Below are 19,414 nucleotides of genomic sequence, written 5' to 3'. Positions count from 1 at the left end.
CGTTGTGCATATGCACTAAATAGGGTACAAAAAACGCCCGGTTTGGGGCCGGGCGACTGTTCAGTCCGCCGATTATTCCGTCGATGTCAATTCAAGCAGCGACTTTCTCAGTTCTCCAGCGCGTTCCCGGCCGAACTTGTCCTCGAATTCGTTCTGGGCCTCGCGCCAATGCACTGAAGCTTCGCCAAGCGTCTTCTTGCCCGCGTCCGACAGCGACAACGCCACGGCGCGCGTACTCGCGTCTTGCTGGGCAGCAATCACAAGACGGTCACGCTGCAAGGGCTTCAATGCTCGGACCAGCGTGGTCCGCTCCATCACCATGGCGTCCGCGAGCTCAGCCATGGTCACGCCGGGCCGCCGATGGATTGCCGCAAGCAACGTGTACTGCGCCGCCGTCACCCCTGCTTGGCTAACGTGGCGCTCATAAAGCTGCGACACAAACCGCGCCGCCTGACGGATGGCGAAGCAGTTGCAATCGAGGTAGGTCAGATCTTGGGTAGTCATGGCGGTCATTATAATTGTGTATATGCACTTTGTCAAGGTGAGGGAAATCGCCGGCCATGGGACCACCTCCTCGATTACCCCTTGGGATACGCCACGACATCGCCTTCGACCGACAGCGCAATGCGTTCGCCGACACGCGGATGCGAATGCCCCGCGACGCGAATCTGCACGCCACGCTCGCCGGTGAGGGAGCGCAGCATGACGCTGGCATCGTGACCATAGAACACGACTTTCTCGACCACCGCCTGAACGCCGTCGCCGTTCGTTTGATGATCCGGCACAATCCGGATCTGCTCCGGGCGGATCATCACATCGACATCGATCGCGGCCATCGCGCGTGCGATCGGCAAGGTGCCGAACTCGCAAATCACCTGCTTTGAATTCCGGGCATCGATCGATCCCGGCACGATCACCGCGTCGCCGACAAAACTCGCCAGCTCACGCGACACGGGCCGCCGATACACCGCCTCCGGCGAATCCGTCTGCACAAGACGGCCGCGCCACAACACCGCGACCTCGTGCCCAAGCGACAACGCCTCGGCCTGATCGTGCGTGACCAGCACCGCGGTCGCGCCCGTGGCCGCAAGCGCATTCGCCACGGCTTCACGCGTTTCGATCCGCAACGCGGCATCGAGCGAAGAAAAAGGTTCGTCGAGCATCACGAGCGAGGGCGACGGCGCAAGTGCGCGTGCGAGTGCGACGCGTTGCTGCTGTCCGCCGGACAATGCCTGCGGCGGCCGGTCGCCATACGCGGCGGGCAGACCAACGAGCGCCAGCAATTCATCCACGCGATACCGCGCCCGACGCTGCTGCCTCGGCAAGCCGAAGACGATGTTATCGGCGACCGAAAGATGCGGGAAAAGCGCGCCTTCCTGCGGCACGTAGCCTATTCGCCGTGCTTCAGACGGCACGTGAATGCCCGGCCCGGCCACGCGTACACCATCGATTTCAACGGTGCCGCCGTCTGCCCGTTCGAAGCCGCAGAGCACGCGCAACAGCGTGGTCTTGCCGCTGCCGGACGGCCCGAGCAACGCAAGCAGAGTGCCCCGTTCCACCGATAAATCGACGCCATGAAGCACGGGTTGACCATCGAAGGATTTGGTCAGGCTGGTAACGCGAAGTTCGCTCATATCGATTTACTTGTCAGTCGGCGAACCGGCCTGCAGTCCTTCTTTTAAAACCGCCGCACGCCCGCCAACCGCCGATCGCCCGAGCAACGTGAAGAGCGCAATCGATGCCGCCAGCGAAATACCCACGAGCAACGCGGCATACGGCGCAGCGGCGGCGAACGCGAGCGTGGAGGTATCGATCCACACTTGAGTGGCAAGCGTGCGTGTACCGCTGGGCGACAGCAATAACGTGGAATTGAGTTCGGTGACAACCGAGATGAAGACCATGGTCGCGCCAGCGCCAAGGCCTGGGCCCGCGAGCGGCAAAAGCACACGCCGCACGGTTTCGCGCCAGCTAAGCCCAAGCGATCGGGCCGTCTCTTCAAGACGAGGCTGCGCCTGCGTGAACGCCGCGCGCACGCTGACGAGCGCGAGCGGCAGGAACAGGATGGCGTAGGCCACGACCAGTAGTTCAGCACTTTGATACAGCGGCCTCAACGCATGCACGGCCAGCGATACGATCGCCAGCGCGACCACGAGACTCGGCAACCCTTGCGCGAGGAATACGATGCGTTCGAACGTCGTCGCCATCCGGCTCGGAAAACGAACGAGCAGAAACGCGAGCGGCACGCACGCGAGCGTGGTGACGACCGCGGCGGCGCACCCATATCCGATCGATGACAACGTCGATTCAATCAGCAGTTCCGGCGACACTTCCGCGGGCGTGATGGCCGCAGCACCGCTTTGCGTCAGCCAGAAACCGATCATGCCGATAGGCACGCCCAGCGTCACGATTGCCAGCACGATGAACGCGGCGACCACCGCCCATCGCCACGCACCGAGTTCATAACGCAATGCGGCACGCCGCACGCCGCGATCGACGCGTTCATAGCGCGAACGGCCGCGAACGCGCATTTCCAGCGCGAGGCAGAACAGGCACATCGCGATGAGAATGCACGCGAATACCGACGCGCCGCTGCTGTCGAAGCTCGTCCTGTATTCGGCGTAGATCTGGGTAGTGAAGGTCCGAAAGCGCAGCAGCGTGAACGCGCCAAATTCAGACAGCACGCCGAGCGCCACCAGCAGCATTCCGCCGAGCAGCGCGGGCCGCAATTGCGGCAACACCACGCGCATGAACACGCCAACGCGTCCGCAACCGAGCGAGCGCGCGCTTTCTTCGAGCGCCGGATCCATGCCGCGCAAGGCGGCGGCGACCGGCAGATAGACAAGGGGAAAATACGCGGTGGAAATCACGAGCAACGCGCCCGCGAAGTCCTGCAAATCGAGGCTCAGCGAGACCCACGCATAACTCGTGATGAACGCGGGCATCGCGAGCGGTGCGACCGTAAGCGCAGCCCAAAGACGCCGCCCGGGCAAACGCGTTCGTTCAATAAACCACGCTGCAGCCGTCCCCACCACCGCTGATACGAGCGTGGCGCTCACGGTAATGGACAGCGTATTGATGAGCAATTCGCCCACCAGCGGCCGGAAGATCAGCTCGATAGCGTCATCCCAGCCGAACGTCACCGCGCGATACACCGTGAAGGCGAGCGGCATCAGCACGAGCAGCGCGCACAATCCCGCCGCCACGAGCAAACCCCGCGGCGCGCGTTTGCGGCTGCGGGGTTCAGGCAGCGCGGATACGCCAACCGCCTTCACGACTTCGCTCATACGCTCCTGCGCTTACAGTAGTCCGGCCTGGCGCATCAGCTTCGCGGCCTTGCTGTCATCGCCGAGTTGTTCAACCGTCAACGACGGCGGGCTCAACTGGTCAAAAGGCTTGAGCAGCGGGTCGGGAGAAACGCCTGCATGCAGCGGATATTCAAACGCAATCTTGCCCTTGGCCATCAGGTCCTGCGCACGTTCACTCACCAGATACGCGAGGAACTGCTGCGCCGCCTGCTGGTTCTTGCTCGACTTCAACACGGCCGCGCCCGATACGTTCACGAGTGCGCCCACATCGCCGTTACCGAAGTGATAGATCGCGCTACGTGTCGCGCTGTCACCGAGTTGCACATGCAAGCGCGCCCAGTAGTAGTTGTTCACTACGCCCGTTGCCACGCCGCCGCGATTCACCGCTGCCACCACGCCTTCGTCGTCATCGAAGATCTGCGAGTTTTTCTTCAGGCCCTTGAGCCAGTCCAGCGCTTGCGCTTCGCCCTTCATCGCGATAACCGCGCTCACCACCGGCAGGAAATCGCCGTCGCTCGGTGCAATGCCGACCTTGCCTTTCCACTCCGGCTTGGCCAGGTCCATCAGCGATGCCGGCAGTTGCGCGGCATCGATCTTCTTTGTGTTGTAGACCAGCACGTTCTCGCGCGCGAGCACGCCGACCCAGTCGCCCTGCGGCGAGTTGTAGCGTGACGGAATGGTCGAGAGCGTGGACGCATCGGTTTTGGCGAGCAGGCCTTTCTCGTCGAGCAACATCAGTTCGGGCGAGTTCTCGGTGAAGTAGACATCGGCGGGAGAAGCCGATCCTTCCGCGACGAGTTGCGCCGCCATGGCCGGGCCTTCACCGTTACGAACCTTCACCGAAATGCCGCTTTGCTTTTCGAAATCCTTCGCGAGCGCAGCCACAACTTGCTCGTGTTGCGCGTTGTACAAGGTCAGCGTCGCCGCTTCCGAGTTCAGCGGCAACGCCGCTGCGGCAGCCAGCACCGCGATGCCGCAAAGCGTGCGCAGCACGGGCAGGGAGCGTGTGGTGTTCATTGCAATCATTCCTTTTGTTGTGGTGCGCCGGCGTGCGTTAGCGTGCGCCGGCGAGTGCTTGAGCTTGGTTTGAGCTTCTGACTTCTGGCTTACGTTGAATCAGGTATCGAACAGCCCCGCGCCGATAAACGAACCCGGCCGCACGCCCGGCGGGCACGCGAACACCGCGCTGCCAACGTGCGTGGTGAACTGGTTCATCATGTCGAACTTCGCGAGCCGTTCGTTGATCGGAATGAAACCCGTGCGCGGATCGGCTTGATGCGCGACGAAGATCAACCCCGCGTCGTACTCGGTTTCCTGGCGCCATGGCGGCCAGCGCTCGATATAAAAATCGGTGCCGTCGTTGTAGGAATACGAACGGCGCAGGATCTGCGCACCGTTGTTCGTCGCCTGGTTCGACAAGCGCACGTGGGAGTTTTCGGGGATCACCTGGTTGCCGTCTTTATCGGCGGCATCGAGGTCGAGCGCATCGAATTCATTCTTCTTGCCGATCGGCGCGCCGCTGTATTTCTCGCGGCCCATCACCTGTTCCTGGAAACCGCGCTCCATGGTGTCCCAGTGTTCCAGCGTGATACGAATACGCCGCACGACCGTGTATGTGCCGCCATCCATCCACGGCGCATCGGTCGACTTCGCCCACACGAACTGATTCATCAGCGCCGGTTTTGCGACCGACGGATTATTGGTGCCGTCCTTGAAACCCATCAGGTTGCGCGGCGTCTGTCCACGCGGACCGGAGAGAAATCCCGCCTGACCCCAGCGCATGGCCACGATGCCGTAGCCCATGCGCGCGAGTTGACGCACTGCATGGAACGCGACTTGTGCGTCGTTGGCGCAGGCTTGAATCAGGATGTCGCCGCCGGTTTTCTGCGGCAGCAACTGGTCGCCGTTGAAACGCGGCAAGTCGACGAGCGCGGCAGGCCGGTGTTTCTCCAGACCGTAGCGGTCCTTGCCGTCGTGCGTGAAAAGCCCCGGGCCGAAACCGAACGTGATCGTGAGGCCCGCTGCCCCGAGGCCGAGGATATCGCCGGAATCGGGTGCGGCTTTGTCGTCGGTGGGCAACGGCTTGGCCGTGTCGCCGCGCGACATGCGCGCGGCCGCGTCCGTCCACGTTTTCAGAAGGCCGATGACGTCGTCGCGTTTGTCGGTCGTGAGATCGAGCGACGCCACGTACGTGTGGCTCTGCTGCGGCGTCACGATACCCGCCTGGTGCTCGCCGAAAAACGGCTCGACCACGAGCATTGGGTCGATAGGTTGCTTGAATTGCGCCTTGGCCGCAGCGTGCGCGACTGAACCTGCGCCCAGCGCCGCGCCTGCGGCAACGCCTGCTTTCAAAAAGCGCCGGCGCGGTGGATCTTGATCGTTTGCCATGATGTCGTCCTGCTGTGCTGATTACTTCGCTTTGCTTACTTTATGTATCTACTTCACGCACTTACTTCGCCAGGACCAGCGTGTTGACATCGTCCTGTACGTAGTAGAAACCGTCGCCTTCCGGCGTCATCGCGATACCGAACAAGTCGCCATTGCCCGGCGGCGATTGCGCCTTGTCGGTATCGATCCAGCGTGCATACAGTTGCTTGCCCGTCGCCGGATCGATCTCCACAACCTGGCCGTTCAACGCGTTCGTCACCAGCAAGTGCCCGTTGGGCGCCGTCACCATCGCGAGCGGCCGATGCAGGAAACCATCGGCGGTCAACTGGCGACCGACACCCGCGCTGGTATCGCGCGTCATGGGGTCGTCAATTTCCGTCACGCGGTTGCCAATGGCATCGGATGCATACAGCAGCTTCTGATCCGGCGATAACGCCAGGCCAGTGGGTCCAACGAGGAACACGCCCTTGTCGGCCTGAGCGCCAAATCCGCTGGCGATCACCGTTTCCTGCTTGACGACGGGCACCTTGCCTTCCGGGATATCCAGGTCGAGGCGAAGAATGGTTGCCTGCTTGAAGACCGGCGGATTGCCGTCCGCACCGCCCACTCCGAAGCCCGCGTTACTCACGAACAGCGTGGCGTGATCGCCGTTATCGACGACCGCCATGTTGCCCCACGGGTCGTTGATGTTCGCACTCACGATAGTCGACGCGACCTTGCCCTGGTTGTCCAGCACGATCAGGCAGCCCGCGCCCTTGGTGCCGGTCGTGCCGTCGTTGCTTGGCGTGCTGCCGACGATCACCCAGCCCGACTTCAGCATGGTCATCGCGGTGGAAAGTCCGATACCGCCCGGGCAATTCTTCAGGTCGCGCGGCACGGTGGCGAACACCGTCATCTCTTTGGTGTCGGGATGATAGTTGATGATCGTGCTGCCGGTGCCCTGCAGGTTGGCGGCGTTATTGAAGTTGCCTACCAGTACGTCGCCCTGCTTGACCGTCCCCGACGACACCGGCGCGACCACGATTGCATACGGGTTCTGGTCGCCGTTGGACGGCACGGTATTGATGAGCGTGGTGTGCTTGTGCAGTGTCTCGAGGAAGCCGATTGGCGCTGCGTGCGCCACGCTGCTGACAAGGCCGCCCACCAGCAACGCAGCCGATGCAACGGTCGACAGCGTGACCGAAAGCGCTCTGGATTTGATAAGTTGTTTCATACAAAAGCCTCGGGTGCGTGCGTTCAAGATCACGCCGATCAGAAAGTGATGGTAGTGCGCACGCCGACGACGAACGTGTTGCGCAACGGCTGCGTGGGATCGTTGGGATTCTGGCCCGCGCCCGCGTTGAAGGTGTATTGCAGATCACCCTGCATGACCCACCACGGGTTGACCTGGTACTGATAGGTCGCCTCCACCGCGGTTTCCTGCGTACGAATTCCGTATGGGCCGCCGCTTGCGGCTGCCGCGGCGATATCGAGGTCATGCACGTGGTTGCCGACCTTGATGTAGGCGAGGCCAATGCCCACGCTGTCGTTGTCACGGCCGGCGAACGGGGCTTTCATCACAATGCCCGCGTTGGCGCTGAAGCTCACCAGGTTGCGATCACCCGGCGCGCCCATCACGCGCGCAAACACGCCAATGCTGCGGGGTTCGTCAGGGTCCGGACGCCAGATCATCTGATCCGCGACAGCGTAGAAACTGTAGTTGCCGTTATGGTTTTGCGGCGTGCCGCTGCTCAGCGGATTGGCGAGCGACAGGCCGGTGTTGTCAATGTTCTGGTCAGCGAAGCGTTCGTTGTTGTACCAAAAGCCAATCTTGTACGTACCGGGCAAACCGGATTGCGGAACGCCGACCATTTCGCCGTCTGACGGCTGATTGATCGAGTACTGCAATTCGCCGATATACATCGCGCCGTTATGCAGGTTGAAGTTCGTTCCGCTGAGATTGTTCGGGTTGTTGCCGAGCGGATCTGCGTCGAACACGCCTGCGAGCGCGGTCAATGAGGGCGTGATCTGGCCGCGTACGCGCACGCCGAGTCCGGACAGCGGATACGCCGGTCCACCCGAAGGCATGTCATACGACGGCAATCCCGGCCAGCCGAACATGGTGTTCACGAACGTGGCCGCGTAGCTGCTGACCATGAACTCCTGGTCAATACTTTGCTGGCCGACCTTCACGTCCACGCGCTTGTTCAGGAACGACTGCTGATACCAAAGCTCCCACAGCCGGGTGGTGTCCTGCGCTTCAATCCCGCTCGCGGTATTCAGCGTGCCGAGGTTGAACTCGCTCAGGTTACGGCCATGAATTTGCAGCGCGCTCGCGTTGAACGTTCCGCCGGGCAGGCCGAAGGCTTTTTGTGTATCGAGGCCGAGGGTGACGGTGGTCAGCCCGTCATACGTGCCGCCGGTTTTCAGGCCGCCGCGCGTGTTGTCCAGATATTCCGATACTTCCGTCGCTTGCAAAGTCACGCCGTACTGGCCGAGGAATGAGCGGATGCCGCCCATGTCGCCAAGCAGGGTTGAGCGTGACCAGACACCGGTCCATTGACCCGCCTGTTGCGCCTGGATGTTCAAGTCGGCTTCGGGCGCGTCTGAAGGGGTTGCGTCCGGGTTGGCAGGCGCGCCCGCGGCGAATGCTGCCGATGAAGCCAGCGCGAACAGCGCCACGCTGGTACCGAGCACCACCCGGCGAAGGCTGAAGGGCGCACTACGGCGAGGTGCGCTAAAGCGCTTGTGGGCAGCGCGCAGGGTCGCGTCGGGGCGTGAATCGCGTCGCGATTCAGCGCGCGATTCGCGCGGAGCGAGCTGGACGGGTTGCATCGAAATCCTCTTTCTTGTTGCGACGGCTGCTAACGCGTCGTGTTGATTGTTCTAAAGACGTTCTTACGACACGCGCCATAAGTGACGTCCTCCGGGCCACCATCCAGAAGGCACCAGCGAAGCGAATCGTACCCACGCCAAGTTTGAACGTCAATATAAATGAGAACGATTCTCATTATAATTACAGAGAGGTGAAATCTACCTTACAAGAAGCCATTTCTTACGGCTTCATAACTCCTCTATTCGAAACCGTTTAGTAATGTCTTTGATATATATGAATAAAGGATGAGATATGAATGGCCGCTGCTCCCGTTCGATTCATCTTGTGCCGCAATCTTCAGGGTCGAACCGGATAGTTGAACGTCCGCATCAGGGTATTGCCGGAGTAGATCAACGCCGACGCCAGCGCCAGCTTGGCGAGCTTCGGCAATCCGCTTGAACCCGCTATGCTGAAATCCGCATTGCCGATGCGACGAACTGCCAAGACGCCGCTAATTTGGCTTCCTAAATTGCATCTGCTGCTGGTCGCCAGCGAATTAGTTCGACGAGCTCAACCGGCTTAACTCCCTTTTTCGTCCACACGATAATGGCAACACACGCGGGCAAGTCCCGTCTTGCTCCAAGCGTGCCCGCCATGGTGCAGTCGTGTATCGGGACAGTGGGAAAAACCGAGTTGAAACCCGGAGTTGAAAATGTGTAGATAAAACCAAAACGCGAAAGCAAAACCTGACCGCCTTGCTCGCCGGACCTGTCCAACCCCGAAGGAGAATAAAAGTGCATCTTCGAACACATATCAAACCGCTTGCCTGGATTCTTGCGTGCGCTGCCGCCACCTTGGGTGCATTGCCGTTATCCGCCGCTGCCGACACATTCGACGTCAAGGTCGGCTTTGCCGCCCCGCTGACGGGCGCAAACGCGGGTTACGGGAAGGACCTGCAAAACGGCGTGCAACTGGCGCTGGATGAAGCGAACGCGAAGAAGATCCAGATTGGCGGCAAGACGGCCAACTTCGTCATTCAGGCTGAAGACGACCAGGCCGACCCGCGGATCGGCGTGCAGGCGGCACAAAAACTGGTCGATGGCGGCGTGGCCGTGGTTGTCGGCCACTTCAATTCGGGCACGACAATTCCGGCGTCGCAGGTCTACCAGAACGCCGGCATTCCCGTGATCGATCCTGCGGCAACGAATCCGACCATCACGCAGCGCGGCTTCGACAACGTCTTCACCGTCATTTCCAGCGACGCCCAGAACGCCGGGACCGCCGGGACGTATGCGGTGACGGTAACGAAAGCGAAGAAGATTTCGATCATCGACGACCGGACGGCCTTCGGCCAGGGTGAAGCCGATGAGTTCGAGAAAGCGGTGAAGGCGGCGGGCGGCTCGATCATCGCGCGTCAGTACAGTGACAACCAGACCGTCGATTTCAGCGCGCAGCTCACCGCGCTAAAGGGCGCGGGCACCGACCTGATCTTCTTTGGCGGCCTCGACCGGCAAGCGGCGGCGGTGGCGAAACGGATGAGGCAGCTCGGTATGACCGCGCAGTTCGTGGGCGGCGGCGGCGTGATGGACGCGGATTTCCTGAAGCTCGCCGGCGATGCAGCCGATGGCGCGATGGCGTGGGAATATGGCAGCCCGCTTGAAAAGCTGCCGCAGGGCAAGGCGTTCGCCGAGAAATTCCAGAAGCATTTCGGGGTGGCGATCCTCTCGTATGCGCCGTTCGGTTATGACGCTGCGTGGGCCGCGATCAATGCCATGCAGAAGGCTAATTCCATCGATCCGAAGGTGTACCGTCCAGCGCTGAAGGCTATTTCGTTCCCGGGCATTACGGGCACGATCGCCTTCGACAATAACGGCGCGTTGAAGAACGCTTCGTCGACGATGTATCAGGTCAAGGGCGGCGCCTGGGTGCCGATCGTGACAAAGAGCGGAACGTAGGAATCAACGGACGCTCGGGGACGGGGCCGCTGCTTTAAAGTCCCGCCCTCGAGCGCGAAAGAATCTCACCTGTTCATGTAAGCCTGAAGATTTACCCGCGTCACCGCAGCCTCTTCCTCGAGCCATTGGGCAAATTCCTGCAGGACCGGCGAAGGCGCCGGCCGCTCCGGATAGATCAGGTAATACGAAGCCCCGCTGGCCACGCACAGCGAAAACGGCGTAATGATCCGTTGCGCCAGCAAGTCCTCTTCGATCAGCGATAAATCCCCGATCGTCACGCCCAAACCCTGCATGGCCGATGAAATGGCGAGATCGAGCGTATCGAAATGCTGCGCTTTCGCCGACGGCAATCCCTTATATCCATAGGCTTCCAGCCATCTGAGCCAGTCGCGCCGGTCCCGCGTGGGATGCAGCAGGGTCTGGTCGGCCAGATCATCGGGCGTAGCGGTTGCAGCGCCGCCCTGCGGCTTTTTCCACAAGCCCGGCGCACACACCGGCGTCAGCACTTCATCGAATAGATGATGCGAACTCACGCCCTTTAACGTCGGCTGCCCGAACACAATGGCGGCATCGAACTGCTCTGCATTGAACTCCACCCCGTGCGATACCGCCGCCGTGACTTCAATCACAAGTTCCGGCCGTTCATTTTGCAAACGGATCACACGCGGCAAAATCCAGCGCATTGCGCACGTGGGACATTTCACCCGCAACGTGCCCGACTGCGCCCCGCTACGCTCCAGCGCCTCGGTAATCTGCGCCAGCGCCTGCTGCAACGGTGCGAGAAGCATTGCGCCGTTCGGCGTCAGCGCGAGACCGCGCGGCTGGCGCACGAACAATGCATAACCCAGATGCGCCTCCAGCCCGGAAATCTGCCGGCTGACAGCGCCTTGCGTGATGTTCAAAACGTCGGCGGCGCGGGTGAAATTCAGTCGCTGCGCCACGACCGCAAAGGTTTTGAGCACATCGAGAGAGGGCAGCGGTTTCATTGTCGGATCTCGTAAGCCATGAGCGGGGTTCATGGCTAGTATGACAAACTTTCGATTGTCCACGCTTTATTGCTGCTGTCGAATGACAATGGAACCTTGAATTGCGCCGTCAGGAGACAACCGTCGTGAAAAGTGCCTGGACCCCCGCGTCGAAGCTGCCGAATGTCGGCACAACCATCTTTACCGTGATCGGCCAGCTCGCCGAGGAACATCAGGCGCTGAATCTCTCGCAAGGCGCACCGAATTTCGCGTGTGATCCGAAGCTCGTGGATAATGCGGCGCGAGCCATGCGCGCCGGGCATAACCAGTACGCGCCCATGTCCGGCGTGCTCGCGTTGCGCGAAGCCATCGCGCTGAAAACGCAGCAGCTGTATGGCGGCACCTACGACCCGGGCAGCGAAATCACCGTGGTTGCAAGCGCAAGCGAAGGCTTGTACGCCACGATCAGCGCGCTCGTGCATCCCGGCGACGAAGTCATCTACTTCGAACCGTCATTCGATAGCTACGGTCCCATCGTGCAGTTGCAGGGTGCAACGCCCATCCCGATCAAACTTTCGCCGGTCGATTTTCATATCGACTGGGACGAGGTAGCGGCGGCCATCACGCCGCGCACGCGGATGATCATTATCAACTCGCCTCACAATCCGTCCGGCAGCGCGTTCACTGCGGAAGATGTCAATCGCCTCACGGCGTTGACGCGCGATTCGAAGATCATCGTGTTGTCGGATGAGGTGTATGAACACGTGGTGTTCGACGGCGCCATTCACCACAGCATGGCGCGTTATCCGGCGTTGGCCGAGCGCAGCGTGATCGTGTCGTCGTTCGGCAAGTCGTATCACGTGACAGGTTGGCGTGTCGGCTTCACGCTCGCCCCGGCTGAACTGACCAACGAGATCCGCAAGGTCCATCAGTTCATGACCTTCTCCGCCGATACCCCCATGCAGATTGCATTCGCCGAAGCACTCGGAGACGCATCGAGCTATCTCGGGCTCGGCGAGTTCTATCAAAAGAAACGCGACCTGCTCGCCGAGGCGCTTGGCGGTTCACGCTTCGAACTCTTGCCAAGCGCCGGCAGCTTCTTCATGCTGGCGCGCTTCGGCGCGTTCTCCGATGAATCGGACAGCGACTTCGTGCTGCGCCTGATCCGCGAAACCCGCGTCGCGACCATTCCGTTGTCGGCGTTCTACACAGACGGCACGGACAACCGCATCATCCGTCTCAGCTTCGCCAAGGACGACGACACGCTGCGCGAAGGCGCACGGCGCTTGTGCGCAGTTTAATGGTTGCTTTCAATAACAACATCCAACTTCCATCCATAGGGAAACGCTCCATGAAAAACACCGCTCGCGTTCTGTCGGCCGCCCTGCTGCTGGCCTCATCGTTGTGCAGCGCTGCCGTGTACGCGGCCGAGTCCGATACCTTGCGATACGGCGTGGAAGCGCAATATCCGCCGTTTGAATCGAAGGCGTCGTCCGGAGAACTGCAGGGGCTGGATATCGATGTCGGCAATGCGGTATGCGTCGCGGCGAAGATGAAATGCGTGTGGGTCGAGACCTCGTTCGACGGCTTGATCCCGGCTCTCCAGGGCCGCAAATTCGATGCAATCAACTCTGCGATGAACGCGACCGATCAACGCCGCCAGGCTATCGACTTCACGACGGTCGTGTATCGCGTGCCCACGCAACTGATCGCGAAGACGGGCAGCGGGCTTGAGCCGACGGCGGCATCGCTGAAGGGCAAGAACATTGGCGTATTGCAGGGTTCGATCCAGGAAAGTTTCGCCAAGGCGCATTGGGCGAACGCGGGCGTGAATGTCGTGCCGTACCAGGATCAGAACCAGGTTTATACGGACCTGAAAGCTGGCCGCCTCGACGGTACGCTTGTGCTCGCCGCATCCGGACAATCGGCCTTCTTGTCCAAGCCGGACGGCGCGGGATACAGCTTTGCCGGCGGCTCGGTCAGCGACGACAAGATCCTCGGCAGCGGCATTGCATATGGCATCCGCAAGGACGATGACGCGTTGAAGCAGCGCCTGAACAAGGCGATTGCAAAGCTCAAGGCGGATGGGACAATCGCGAAGTTCGCGAAGAAGTATCTTGGCGATATCGACGTCTCTGCTAAATAAAGTGGTTTTAAACAAGGGATATCCGAAGTCGATGCAAGCTTGATGGCCGGATGAAGGCCGCAGCCTGATCAGCGAGGTTTTTTGAACGCTGGCACACTGCGGCCTTCGTTGTTGGCACAATCGGCCGCCGCGTTTCACGGCGCGGCCGCTTTCTCCGGATATCCCATGAGCACTGCGCCCGCCGCATCGCCCGCGCCCTCCCCGCCGCCGCCGTTGAAAGGTGGCCAACTGGTTCTTGCGACCATTGCCGTGGCGCTTGCCACGTTCATGAACGTGCTCGATTCATCGATCGCGAACGTCGCTATCCCGACTATTTCCGGCAATCTCGGCGTTTCCGTCGATGAAGGCACGTGGGTCGTGACCGTATTCGCCGCGGCCAACGCGGTGTCGATTCCGCTGACCGGCTGGCTGACCCAGCGGATTGGGCAGATCAAGCTGTTTGTCGGCGCGATTTTGTTGTTCGTGATTTCTTCCTGGCTTTGCGGGCTCGCACCCACGTTGCCGATTTTGCTCGCCGCGCGCGTGTTGCAGGGCGCCGTTGCCGGGCCGCTGATTCCGCTGTCGCAGGCTATCTTGCTGGGTTCGTATCCTAAGGAGAAAGCGTCGATGGCGCTTTCCCTTTGGGCGATGACCGCCGTTGTCGGACCAATCGCCGGACCGGCGTTAGGCGGCTGGATTACCGACAGCTATAGCTGGTCGTGGATTTTCTATATCAACATTCCAGTGGGACTTTTTGCAGCCAGCGTGACCTGGTTTATTTACAAGTCGCGCGAATCGGCCACGCGTAAAGCGCCAATAGACACGGTTGGACTCATGCTGCTGATTGCGTGGGTGGCATCGCTGCAAATCATGCTCGATAAAGGCCGCGACCTCGACTGGTTTTCATCGCCGGTGATCGTCTGGCTCGGCATCATTGCGCTGATTGCGTTTGCATTCTTCGTGGTCTGGGAATTGACCGAGAAGAATCCGGTCGTGGATTTACGCCTTTTCGCGGGACGCAATTTCTTTGGCGGCACCGTCGCCATTTCCGTGGCTTACGGCGTGTTCTTCGGCAATCTGGTGTTATTGCCGCAATGGATGCAGCAATACCTCAATTACCGTTCCGTCGATGCGGGGCTGGTAACCGCGCCACTCGGCATTTTCGCGGTGATTCTCGCGCCGGTCATGGGCCGCGTTTTGCCTCGCACCGATGCGCGTGTTGTCGCGACGATGGCGTTTATCGGTTTCGCAATCGTGTTTTATATGCGCTCGAAGTATGTGATCGAGATAGATACCTGGCATCTGGTCCTGCCTACCCTGTTGCAAGGGATTCCGATGGCGTTGTTCTTCGTGCCGTTGACGTCGATTATCTTGTCGGGACTGCCGCCGTCGAAGATTCCCGCTGCTGCGGGTTTATCGAATTTCGCACGGGTTTTTTGTGGCGCGGTCGGAACGTCGCTGTGCGGCAATGCGTGGACCAATCGCATTGCGCTTCATCACGAACGTCTGACGGAACAGGCGAACGTGAATAACCCGTTGTTCATGCAGTCGATACAGACGTCGCAGGGGGTATTGCATGTCAACGAAGCTCAGGCGCGCGGTTTATTCGATTACACGGTGAATACCCAAGCCGCGATGATGGGACTGAACGATATCTTTTTTGCTTCCGCCGTTATCTTCATCCTGATTATTCCGCTTATCTGGATTACGAAGCGGGCGAAGGGTGGCGGCGGTGGGGCGGCGGCGGGCGCGCATTGAAGTGGGTGTGGGGCTGGACGAAACTCGGGGGTTTGTGCGGTCCCTTCCGGTCCACCCCGCGATCCCAGCCAGAAAACGAGTAATGGTCGGTTCAACCGCTCTGTGCAACGTGTCAGCAGAGCGTGTGCCGCCTCGCGATGCTTCATCTTTTCCTAGTCGCAAATCGCGATAATCTGGTTCAACTGCTCGCATGCAGCTGCAAACACCTCATCGGGTGCTCGCTTCCACGGATGGGCCTTCGCTCCCCGCGCCCGCCAATCAAAAGACTTGGGCTGATGTCCAAGCACGTAGCTTGTAACGTTTTTCGGCCCCTGGAACTTGATTGCAAACGGATTGGTGTCGTTGAACGCGGCTGTTGTCATCGGAAGTCCGATAACGATCCCGGTCCGTTCGTTGAATGGCTTCGGTGACAGGACCAGCATAGGGTGCATATCCTTCATCTCGCGATCGACCTGAGGGTTGCAGTCAATCCAGATAATGTCGCGCCGATCCGGCGCCCACAAAGCAACTACCATCAAAACGCCTCTACACCCATGCGGCTCGTGGCCATTACCTCACCGCTATGCGTTGCGGGATCGAACTTCGCCAGCTTCTCCGCAAGCGTGAGCTTGCGGGGACCCACCGGCTTCACCGTCACGCCGACCTCGTCAGTTGTCACCTCGACTTCCTGACCAACCTCGAAATGCGCAGAGCGTGCGATGGCGGCGGGAATACGGACAGCCAGGCTGTTTCCCCACTGCTGGATCGTGAGCGTCGCTGTTTTGGCCATGATGCCAACCTCCTGTGAACGTTGAGACAAGTCTATACGCTTTGTCAAAAGGTTTCGACATGTCTATACGGCGATTGCAGTCGCCTTTCCGGGGTCGTCCGAGAGGTAAAACCCACCCCTACCCCTTCCGAAACGTAATGTGCGACACCCTCCGCACCATCAGCACCGCCGATAACGCCGCCACCGCAGTCAGCGCGATACCAATGTGTATCGACTGGACGAGCACCTCGCGGGCGCTCTCGATCATCGCCGGCCCATCCAGCCCGGCCGGCGCCAGATCCGCCAGCAACTTCGCACGCAACACGGAATCGATGAGAATTCGCGGATCGGCAAATCGTGGCAGCCACGCCGTACTTACCGGCTCGCCGAGCACCCGCAGCGTGCGCGTAATCACGTCCCGATAATGATGCTGCACGATCACCGCCACCACGCTCGTCCCAAGCATCCCGCCGACCATTCGAGTGGATTGAAGCAACGCCGTGGTAATGCCGAAGCGCTCACGCCCGGCAATTTCCTGCCCGAATACGTTGAGGTTATTCAGCACGAAACCCAGGCCAATACCAATGCCCGCCATCGGAATTTCGATCCAGATATGCGGCGTGAAAGCATCGGCGAAAGCCAGCGCAATACACGCGAATAACAGCAACGTGAATCCTATCGACAAGATGAACGTCGGCTTGCGCAAATGAATCACAATGCGCGTATTGATAAAACTGCCGATGGCAATAAACATCGCAATTGGCGTAGCCAGTAATCCGGCTTGCTGAGGCGATAAACCAAAACCGCCCTGCAGCAAAAGCGGCGCGAAAAAGATCAGCGAAAACATCACGAAACCCGACAGCATCGACAACGTGAATAACGTGACAAGCTGCGGGTCCTTGAAGAGGTCGAGTGGAATGATCGGATGAGTCGCGCGACGCTCGCATATCAATAACGCCACGGCGCCGATCGCCACGCACGCCGCCAATACCACGTTCCCCGTAGTGAGGCCGCTCTTCGGCACAGCTTCAATGAATGCCTGCAAGCCGCCGAGCACCAAGGCAACCAGCACCGCGCCCGGCCAGTCGATCTTCACCGCCCCCTCGCGCGGCCGATGGAAATTCGGCAAATGCGCCCAGATGAAATAAAACGCGGCAATCCCCACCGGCAGGTTGATCAGGAAGGTCGAGCGCCAGCCCCAGTGCTCGCTCATCCAGCCGCCGAGCGACGGCCCCGCTGCGGTCCCGATCCCGTACGACGCCGCCATCACCACCTGCCAGCGCACCCGCAAACGCGGATCGGGAAAGAGATCGGGAATCGACGCGAACGCCGTGCCGACCATCATTCCGCCGCCCACGCCCTGCAAGCCGCGCGCGATCACGAGGAACAGCATGTCGTTGGCGACGCCGCATAGCACCGAAGCCGCTGTGAACGTGACCACTGCGGCAATCACGAATTTCTTGCGGCCGAAATAATCGCCAAGCCGGCCGAAGACCGGAACGGTCACCACCGACGCCAGCAAATACGCGCTCGCAATCCACGCGTAATACTCGAAACCATGCAATTCCGCGACGATGGACGGCAGCGCCGTACTGACCACGGTCTGGTCAAGTGCCACCAGCATATTGACGAGGCCAATGCCGAGCATCGCAAGAAGTGCGTTGCGGAAAGGCAAGGGTGATCTGGATTCGGGATGTGGCGTGGAGGCGGAAGAAGAAGCGGATTGCGGAGCGGATTCAGACACGGGCGAGGAGTTAGGAGAGTAAAAGAGAAGAATCGATACAAACATCGCATCCCGGATTGTATGACGTCATTATTTCATCCGGCCGGTCAGGATCGAACCGAACACGTTTAAACGCGGAACATTACTCAAATTATTACTGTCGACCATTTGTAAGCCGGCTTAAGCCCATTCCCTTATACAGAAGTGTCGTCACCATCGTCGTCGCGTAAGAGGCGCAATGTTTTTGCAGCGACATGAACTTCTCGGAGGCCGAGCCAGATGGTCTTTGCTCCGGGTTCGCCATCGCCCTTGCGGCCAAGGAAACCTCCCAGGCGCGCGATCAGTCGCAATACTTCGTTGAGCTTCGGTTGGGCCGGCGCTCGGGTTTTCGTGAGCAGGTAGGCGGAGCGAATTTCATCGGGATCGAAGAACAGGTGCGCGTCCAGATCCGGGCAGGTTCGTCCGAGCCGCATCAAATAAGCCACACGCCAAGCCACCACCAGAAACAGCGCTAACGCGCGCTCGAGCCGTTCGATCGTGCCCAACTGAAGCGCCTCGACACGGCACGCGTTCTTCAGGATGTTGAACAAGATTTCCACTTCCCAGCGCGCTCGATACCAATCGATCAGTTCGACTGCCTCCTCCACCGTGCTGGCCGTGCGATTGGTCAACAGACGCCATTCGATCGGCTTAACGCCCGCAGGAGCCTCGAACTCGCGCGCGACCAGGCACGTCGCAGCGATGCACTTGCCTTTGCCCGCGGGCAACTCCACGCGTTGCACCCACAGATGCTGGCGCACCGTGCGTGCTTTGACGCCATGGCGCGAAGCCATCGTGAAGGCGATTTGCCCGACAGCTTCCCCACGGCTCGTGCGCTCCCACAGCTTGTCTCCCTCCGGCAGGCAGCGATTATGAGCGGCTCGTACCAGCCAGTCGGCCGGCGTGCCCAGCTCCTGCGCTCGCAACATCAGCGACATCAGATCCGCTTCGCGGTCGGCCACATACACCAAACGCGTGGAGGGCAGGCTCGGCGCCATTTCGGCAATGCGCTCATAGCCCTCGATCCAGCGCACACTCTCCTTGAGTCCGCCACGCTTGCCGGATTCGTCCTTCTTCTCCCGCGCCCACATCCACGCATCCAGAATGCCCAACGGCTCGCGCTGCGGCGTAACCGCGTAGGTCGGGTGCAGATACATGCCCCGCTGGGCTTCATAGCTCAGCGGCCCGAGTCCGATCGCGCCTTGTCCATTGAAATCCAGCTCTGATGTGTCCTGCACGCAGAGCACGACACGATGGGCCTGCATGCGCTCCTGCGTCTGCTGCCAATGCGGCTCCAAAATTGCATGCCATTCGACCTTGTCGTTGTCGAAGAAGCGGTACGCCGCCATCGTCTCGCCCCAGCCCTGGCATGCCTTGGGCACGCTGGCCATCGGGTCGGCCGCCATTCTTTCCATCAAAAGCCTCGCTCGCTTGTTCAGGCGCGCATCGCCGAGCTCGAGCTGTTTGAATTCCGTCTGGGTCCAGGGCGTCGATTCGGTGACCAATGCGTCCACTCAAAAAGCAAGAGTAAACGCGATCCGCTGAAAGTTTACAAGCGCAGCGCTACGTCATTGAAAGTAAACGCGTTCTTCCGCGCACGACGCCTTGGGCTAC

At 60.4% G+C, this 19,414-nt stretch carries 17 protein-coding genes; 4 read left to right on the top strand and 13 right to left on the bottom strand.

All coding sequences use genetic code 11. From position 1 onward, the window contains the following. Positions 1-72 precede the first annotated feature (72 nt). The 8 genes from ACMX25_RS07960 to ACMX25_RS07925 form a co-directional block, all read right to left on the bottom strand. The gene (locus ACMX25_RS07960) at positions 73-504 is read right to left on the bottom strand and encodes a MarR family winged helix-turn-helix transcriptional regulator (RefSeq protein ID WP_414949100.1); all 432 of its coding nucleotides are present in this window, start codon (positions 502-504) and stop codon (positions 73-75) included. A gap of 74 nt (positions 505-578) precedes the next feature. After that, complete coding sequence (locus ACMX25_RS07955; protein WP_414949099.1) at positions 579-1,634, bottom strand: ABC transporter ATP-binding protein; 1,056 nt, start codon at positions 1,632-1,634, stop codon at positions 579-581. A gap of 6 nt (positions 1,635-1,640) precedes the next feature. Then, positions 1,641-3,284, bottom strand: coding sequence for an ABC transporter permease (locus ACMX25_RS07950; RefSeq protein ID WP_414949098.1), 1,644 nt, complete (start codon positions 3,282-3,284; stop codon positions 1,641-1,643). A gap of 12 nt (positions 3,285-3,296) precedes the next feature. After that, positions 3,297-4,322, bottom strand: a complete 1,026-nt coding sequence (locus tag ACMX25_RS07945; protein WP_414949097.1) for an iron ABC transporter substrate-binding protein — start codon at positions 4,320-4,322, stop codon at positions 3,297-3,299. A gap of 99 nt (positions 4,323-4,421) precedes the next feature. Further along, entirely contained in the window at positions 4,422-5,693 is a 1,272-nt protein-coding gene (gene efeB, locus ACMX25_RS07940; RefSeq protein WP_414949095.1) for an iron uptake transporter deferrochelatase/peroxidase subunit, read from the bottom strand. Between the two features lie 61 nt (positions 5,694-5,754). Next, positions 5,755-6,906, bottom strand: a complete 1,152-nt coding sequence (locus ACMX25_RS07935; RefSeq protein ID WP_414949093.1) for a hypothetical protein — start codon at positions 6,904-6,906, stop codon at positions 5,755-5,757. Positions 6,907-6,944: 38 nt separating this feature from the next. Next, complete coding sequence (locus tag ACMX25_RS07930) at positions 6,945-8,507, bottom strand: carbohydrate porin (protein WP_414949092.1); 1,563 nt, start codon at positions 8,505-8,507, stop codon at positions 6,945-6,947. Between the two features lie 337 nt (positions 8,508-8,844). Continuing rightward, positions 8,845-8,991: a hypothetical protein gene (locus ACMX25_RS07925; RefSeq protein WP_414949090.1), complete on the bottom strand. Its 147-nt coding sequence runs from the start codon at positions 8,989-8,991 to the stop codon at positions 8,845-8,847. A 290-nt stretch (positions 8,992-9,281) separates the two neighbouring features. On the opposite strand from ACMX25_RS07925, the gene ACMX25_RS07920 reads away from it, so the two are divergent. Next, positions 9,282-10,442 (top strand): branched-chain amino acid ABC transporter substrate-binding protein, encoded by a 1,161-nt coding sequence (locus tag ACMX25_RS07920; protein ID WP_414949089.1) that lies wholly within the window; start codon positions 9,282-9,284, stop codon positions 10,440-10,442. A 65-nt stretch (positions 10,443-10,507) separates the two neighbouring features. On the opposite strand, the gene ACMX25_RS07915 is transcribed toward ACMX25_RS07920, so the two are convergent. After that, the gene (locus ACMX25_RS07915) at positions 10,508-11,428 is read right to left on the bottom strand and encodes a LysR substrate-binding domain-containing protein (RefSeq protein ID WP_414949087.1); all 921 of its coding nucleotides are present in this window, start codon (positions 11,426-11,428) and stop codon (positions 10,508-10,510) included. Between the two features lie 125 nt (positions 11,429-11,553). On the opposite strand from ACMX25_RS07915, the gene ACMX25_RS07910 reads away from it, so the two are divergent. The 3 genes from ACMX25_RS07910 to ACMX25_RS07900 all read left to right on the top strand — a co-directional run bounded on the left by ACMX25_RS07910 (position 11,554) and on the right by ACMX25_RS07900 (position 15,290). Continuing rightward, positions 11,554-12,708: a methionine aminotransferase gene (locus ACMX25_RS07910; RefSeq protein ID WP_414949086.1), complete on the top strand. Its 1,155-nt coding sequence runs from the start codon at positions 11,554-11,556 to the stop codon at positions 12,706-12,708. Between the two features lie 50 nt (positions 12,709-12,758). Then, on the top strand, positions 12,759-13,553 hold the full coding sequence (locus ACMX25_RS07905; RefSeq protein WP_414949085.1) for an ABC transporter substrate-binding protein: 795 nt from the start codon (positions 12,759-12,761) through the stop codon (positions 13,551-13,553). Between the two features lie 165 nt (positions 13,554-13,718). Further along, positions 13,719-15,290 (top strand): DHA2 family efflux MFS transporter permease subunit, encoded by a 1,572-nt coding sequence (locus ACMX25_RS07900; RefSeq protein ID WP_414949083.1) that lies wholly within the window; start codon positions 13,719-13,721, stop codon positions 15,288-15,290. Positions 15,291-15,442: 152 nt separating this feature from the next. Here the strand turns inward: ACMX25_RS07900 and ACMX25_RS07895 are convergent, their stop codons facing one another. From ACMX25_RS07895 to ACMX25_RS07880, 4 genes are all read right to left on the bottom strand, one after another. Next, positions 15,443-15,805, bottom strand: a complete 363-nt coding sequence (locus ACMX25_RS07895; protein ID WP_414949082.1) for a type II toxin-antitoxin system PemK/MazF family toxin — start codon at positions 15,803-15,805, stop codon at positions 15,443-15,445. Beyond that, complete coding sequence (locus ACMX25_RS07890; RefSeq protein ID WP_414949081.1) at positions 15,805-16,059, bottom strand: AbrB/MazE/SpoVT family DNA-binding domain-containing protein; 255 nt, start codon at positions 16,057-16,059, stop codon at positions 15,805-15,807. The genes ACMX25_RS07895 and ACMX25_RS07890 overlap by 1 nt, the downstream gene beginning before the upstream one ends. A gap of 118 nt (positions 16,060-16,177) precedes the next feature. After that, positions 16,178-17,686, bottom strand: coding sequence for an MFS transporter (locus ACMX25_RS07885; protein ID WP_414949383.1), 1,509 nt, complete (start codon positions 17,684-17,686; stop codon positions 16,178-16,180). Positions 17,687-17,955: 269 nt separating this feature from the next. Then, entirely contained in the window at positions 17,956-19,314 is a 1,359-nt protein-coding gene (locus ACMX25_RS07880; RefSeq protein ID WP_436231370.1) for an IS4 family transposase, read from the bottom strand. Between the last annotated feature and the right edge of the window lie 100 nt (positions 19,315-19,414).

The organism is Caballeronia eucalypticola (assembly GCF_047608185.1).
Classification (GTDB): Bacteria; Pseudomonadota; Gammaproteobacteria; order Burkholderiales; family Burkholderiaceae; genus Caballeronia.
Note: the sequence above shows the minus strand (reverse complement) of the source record. Positions and strands in the feature narration are given on the sequence as shown.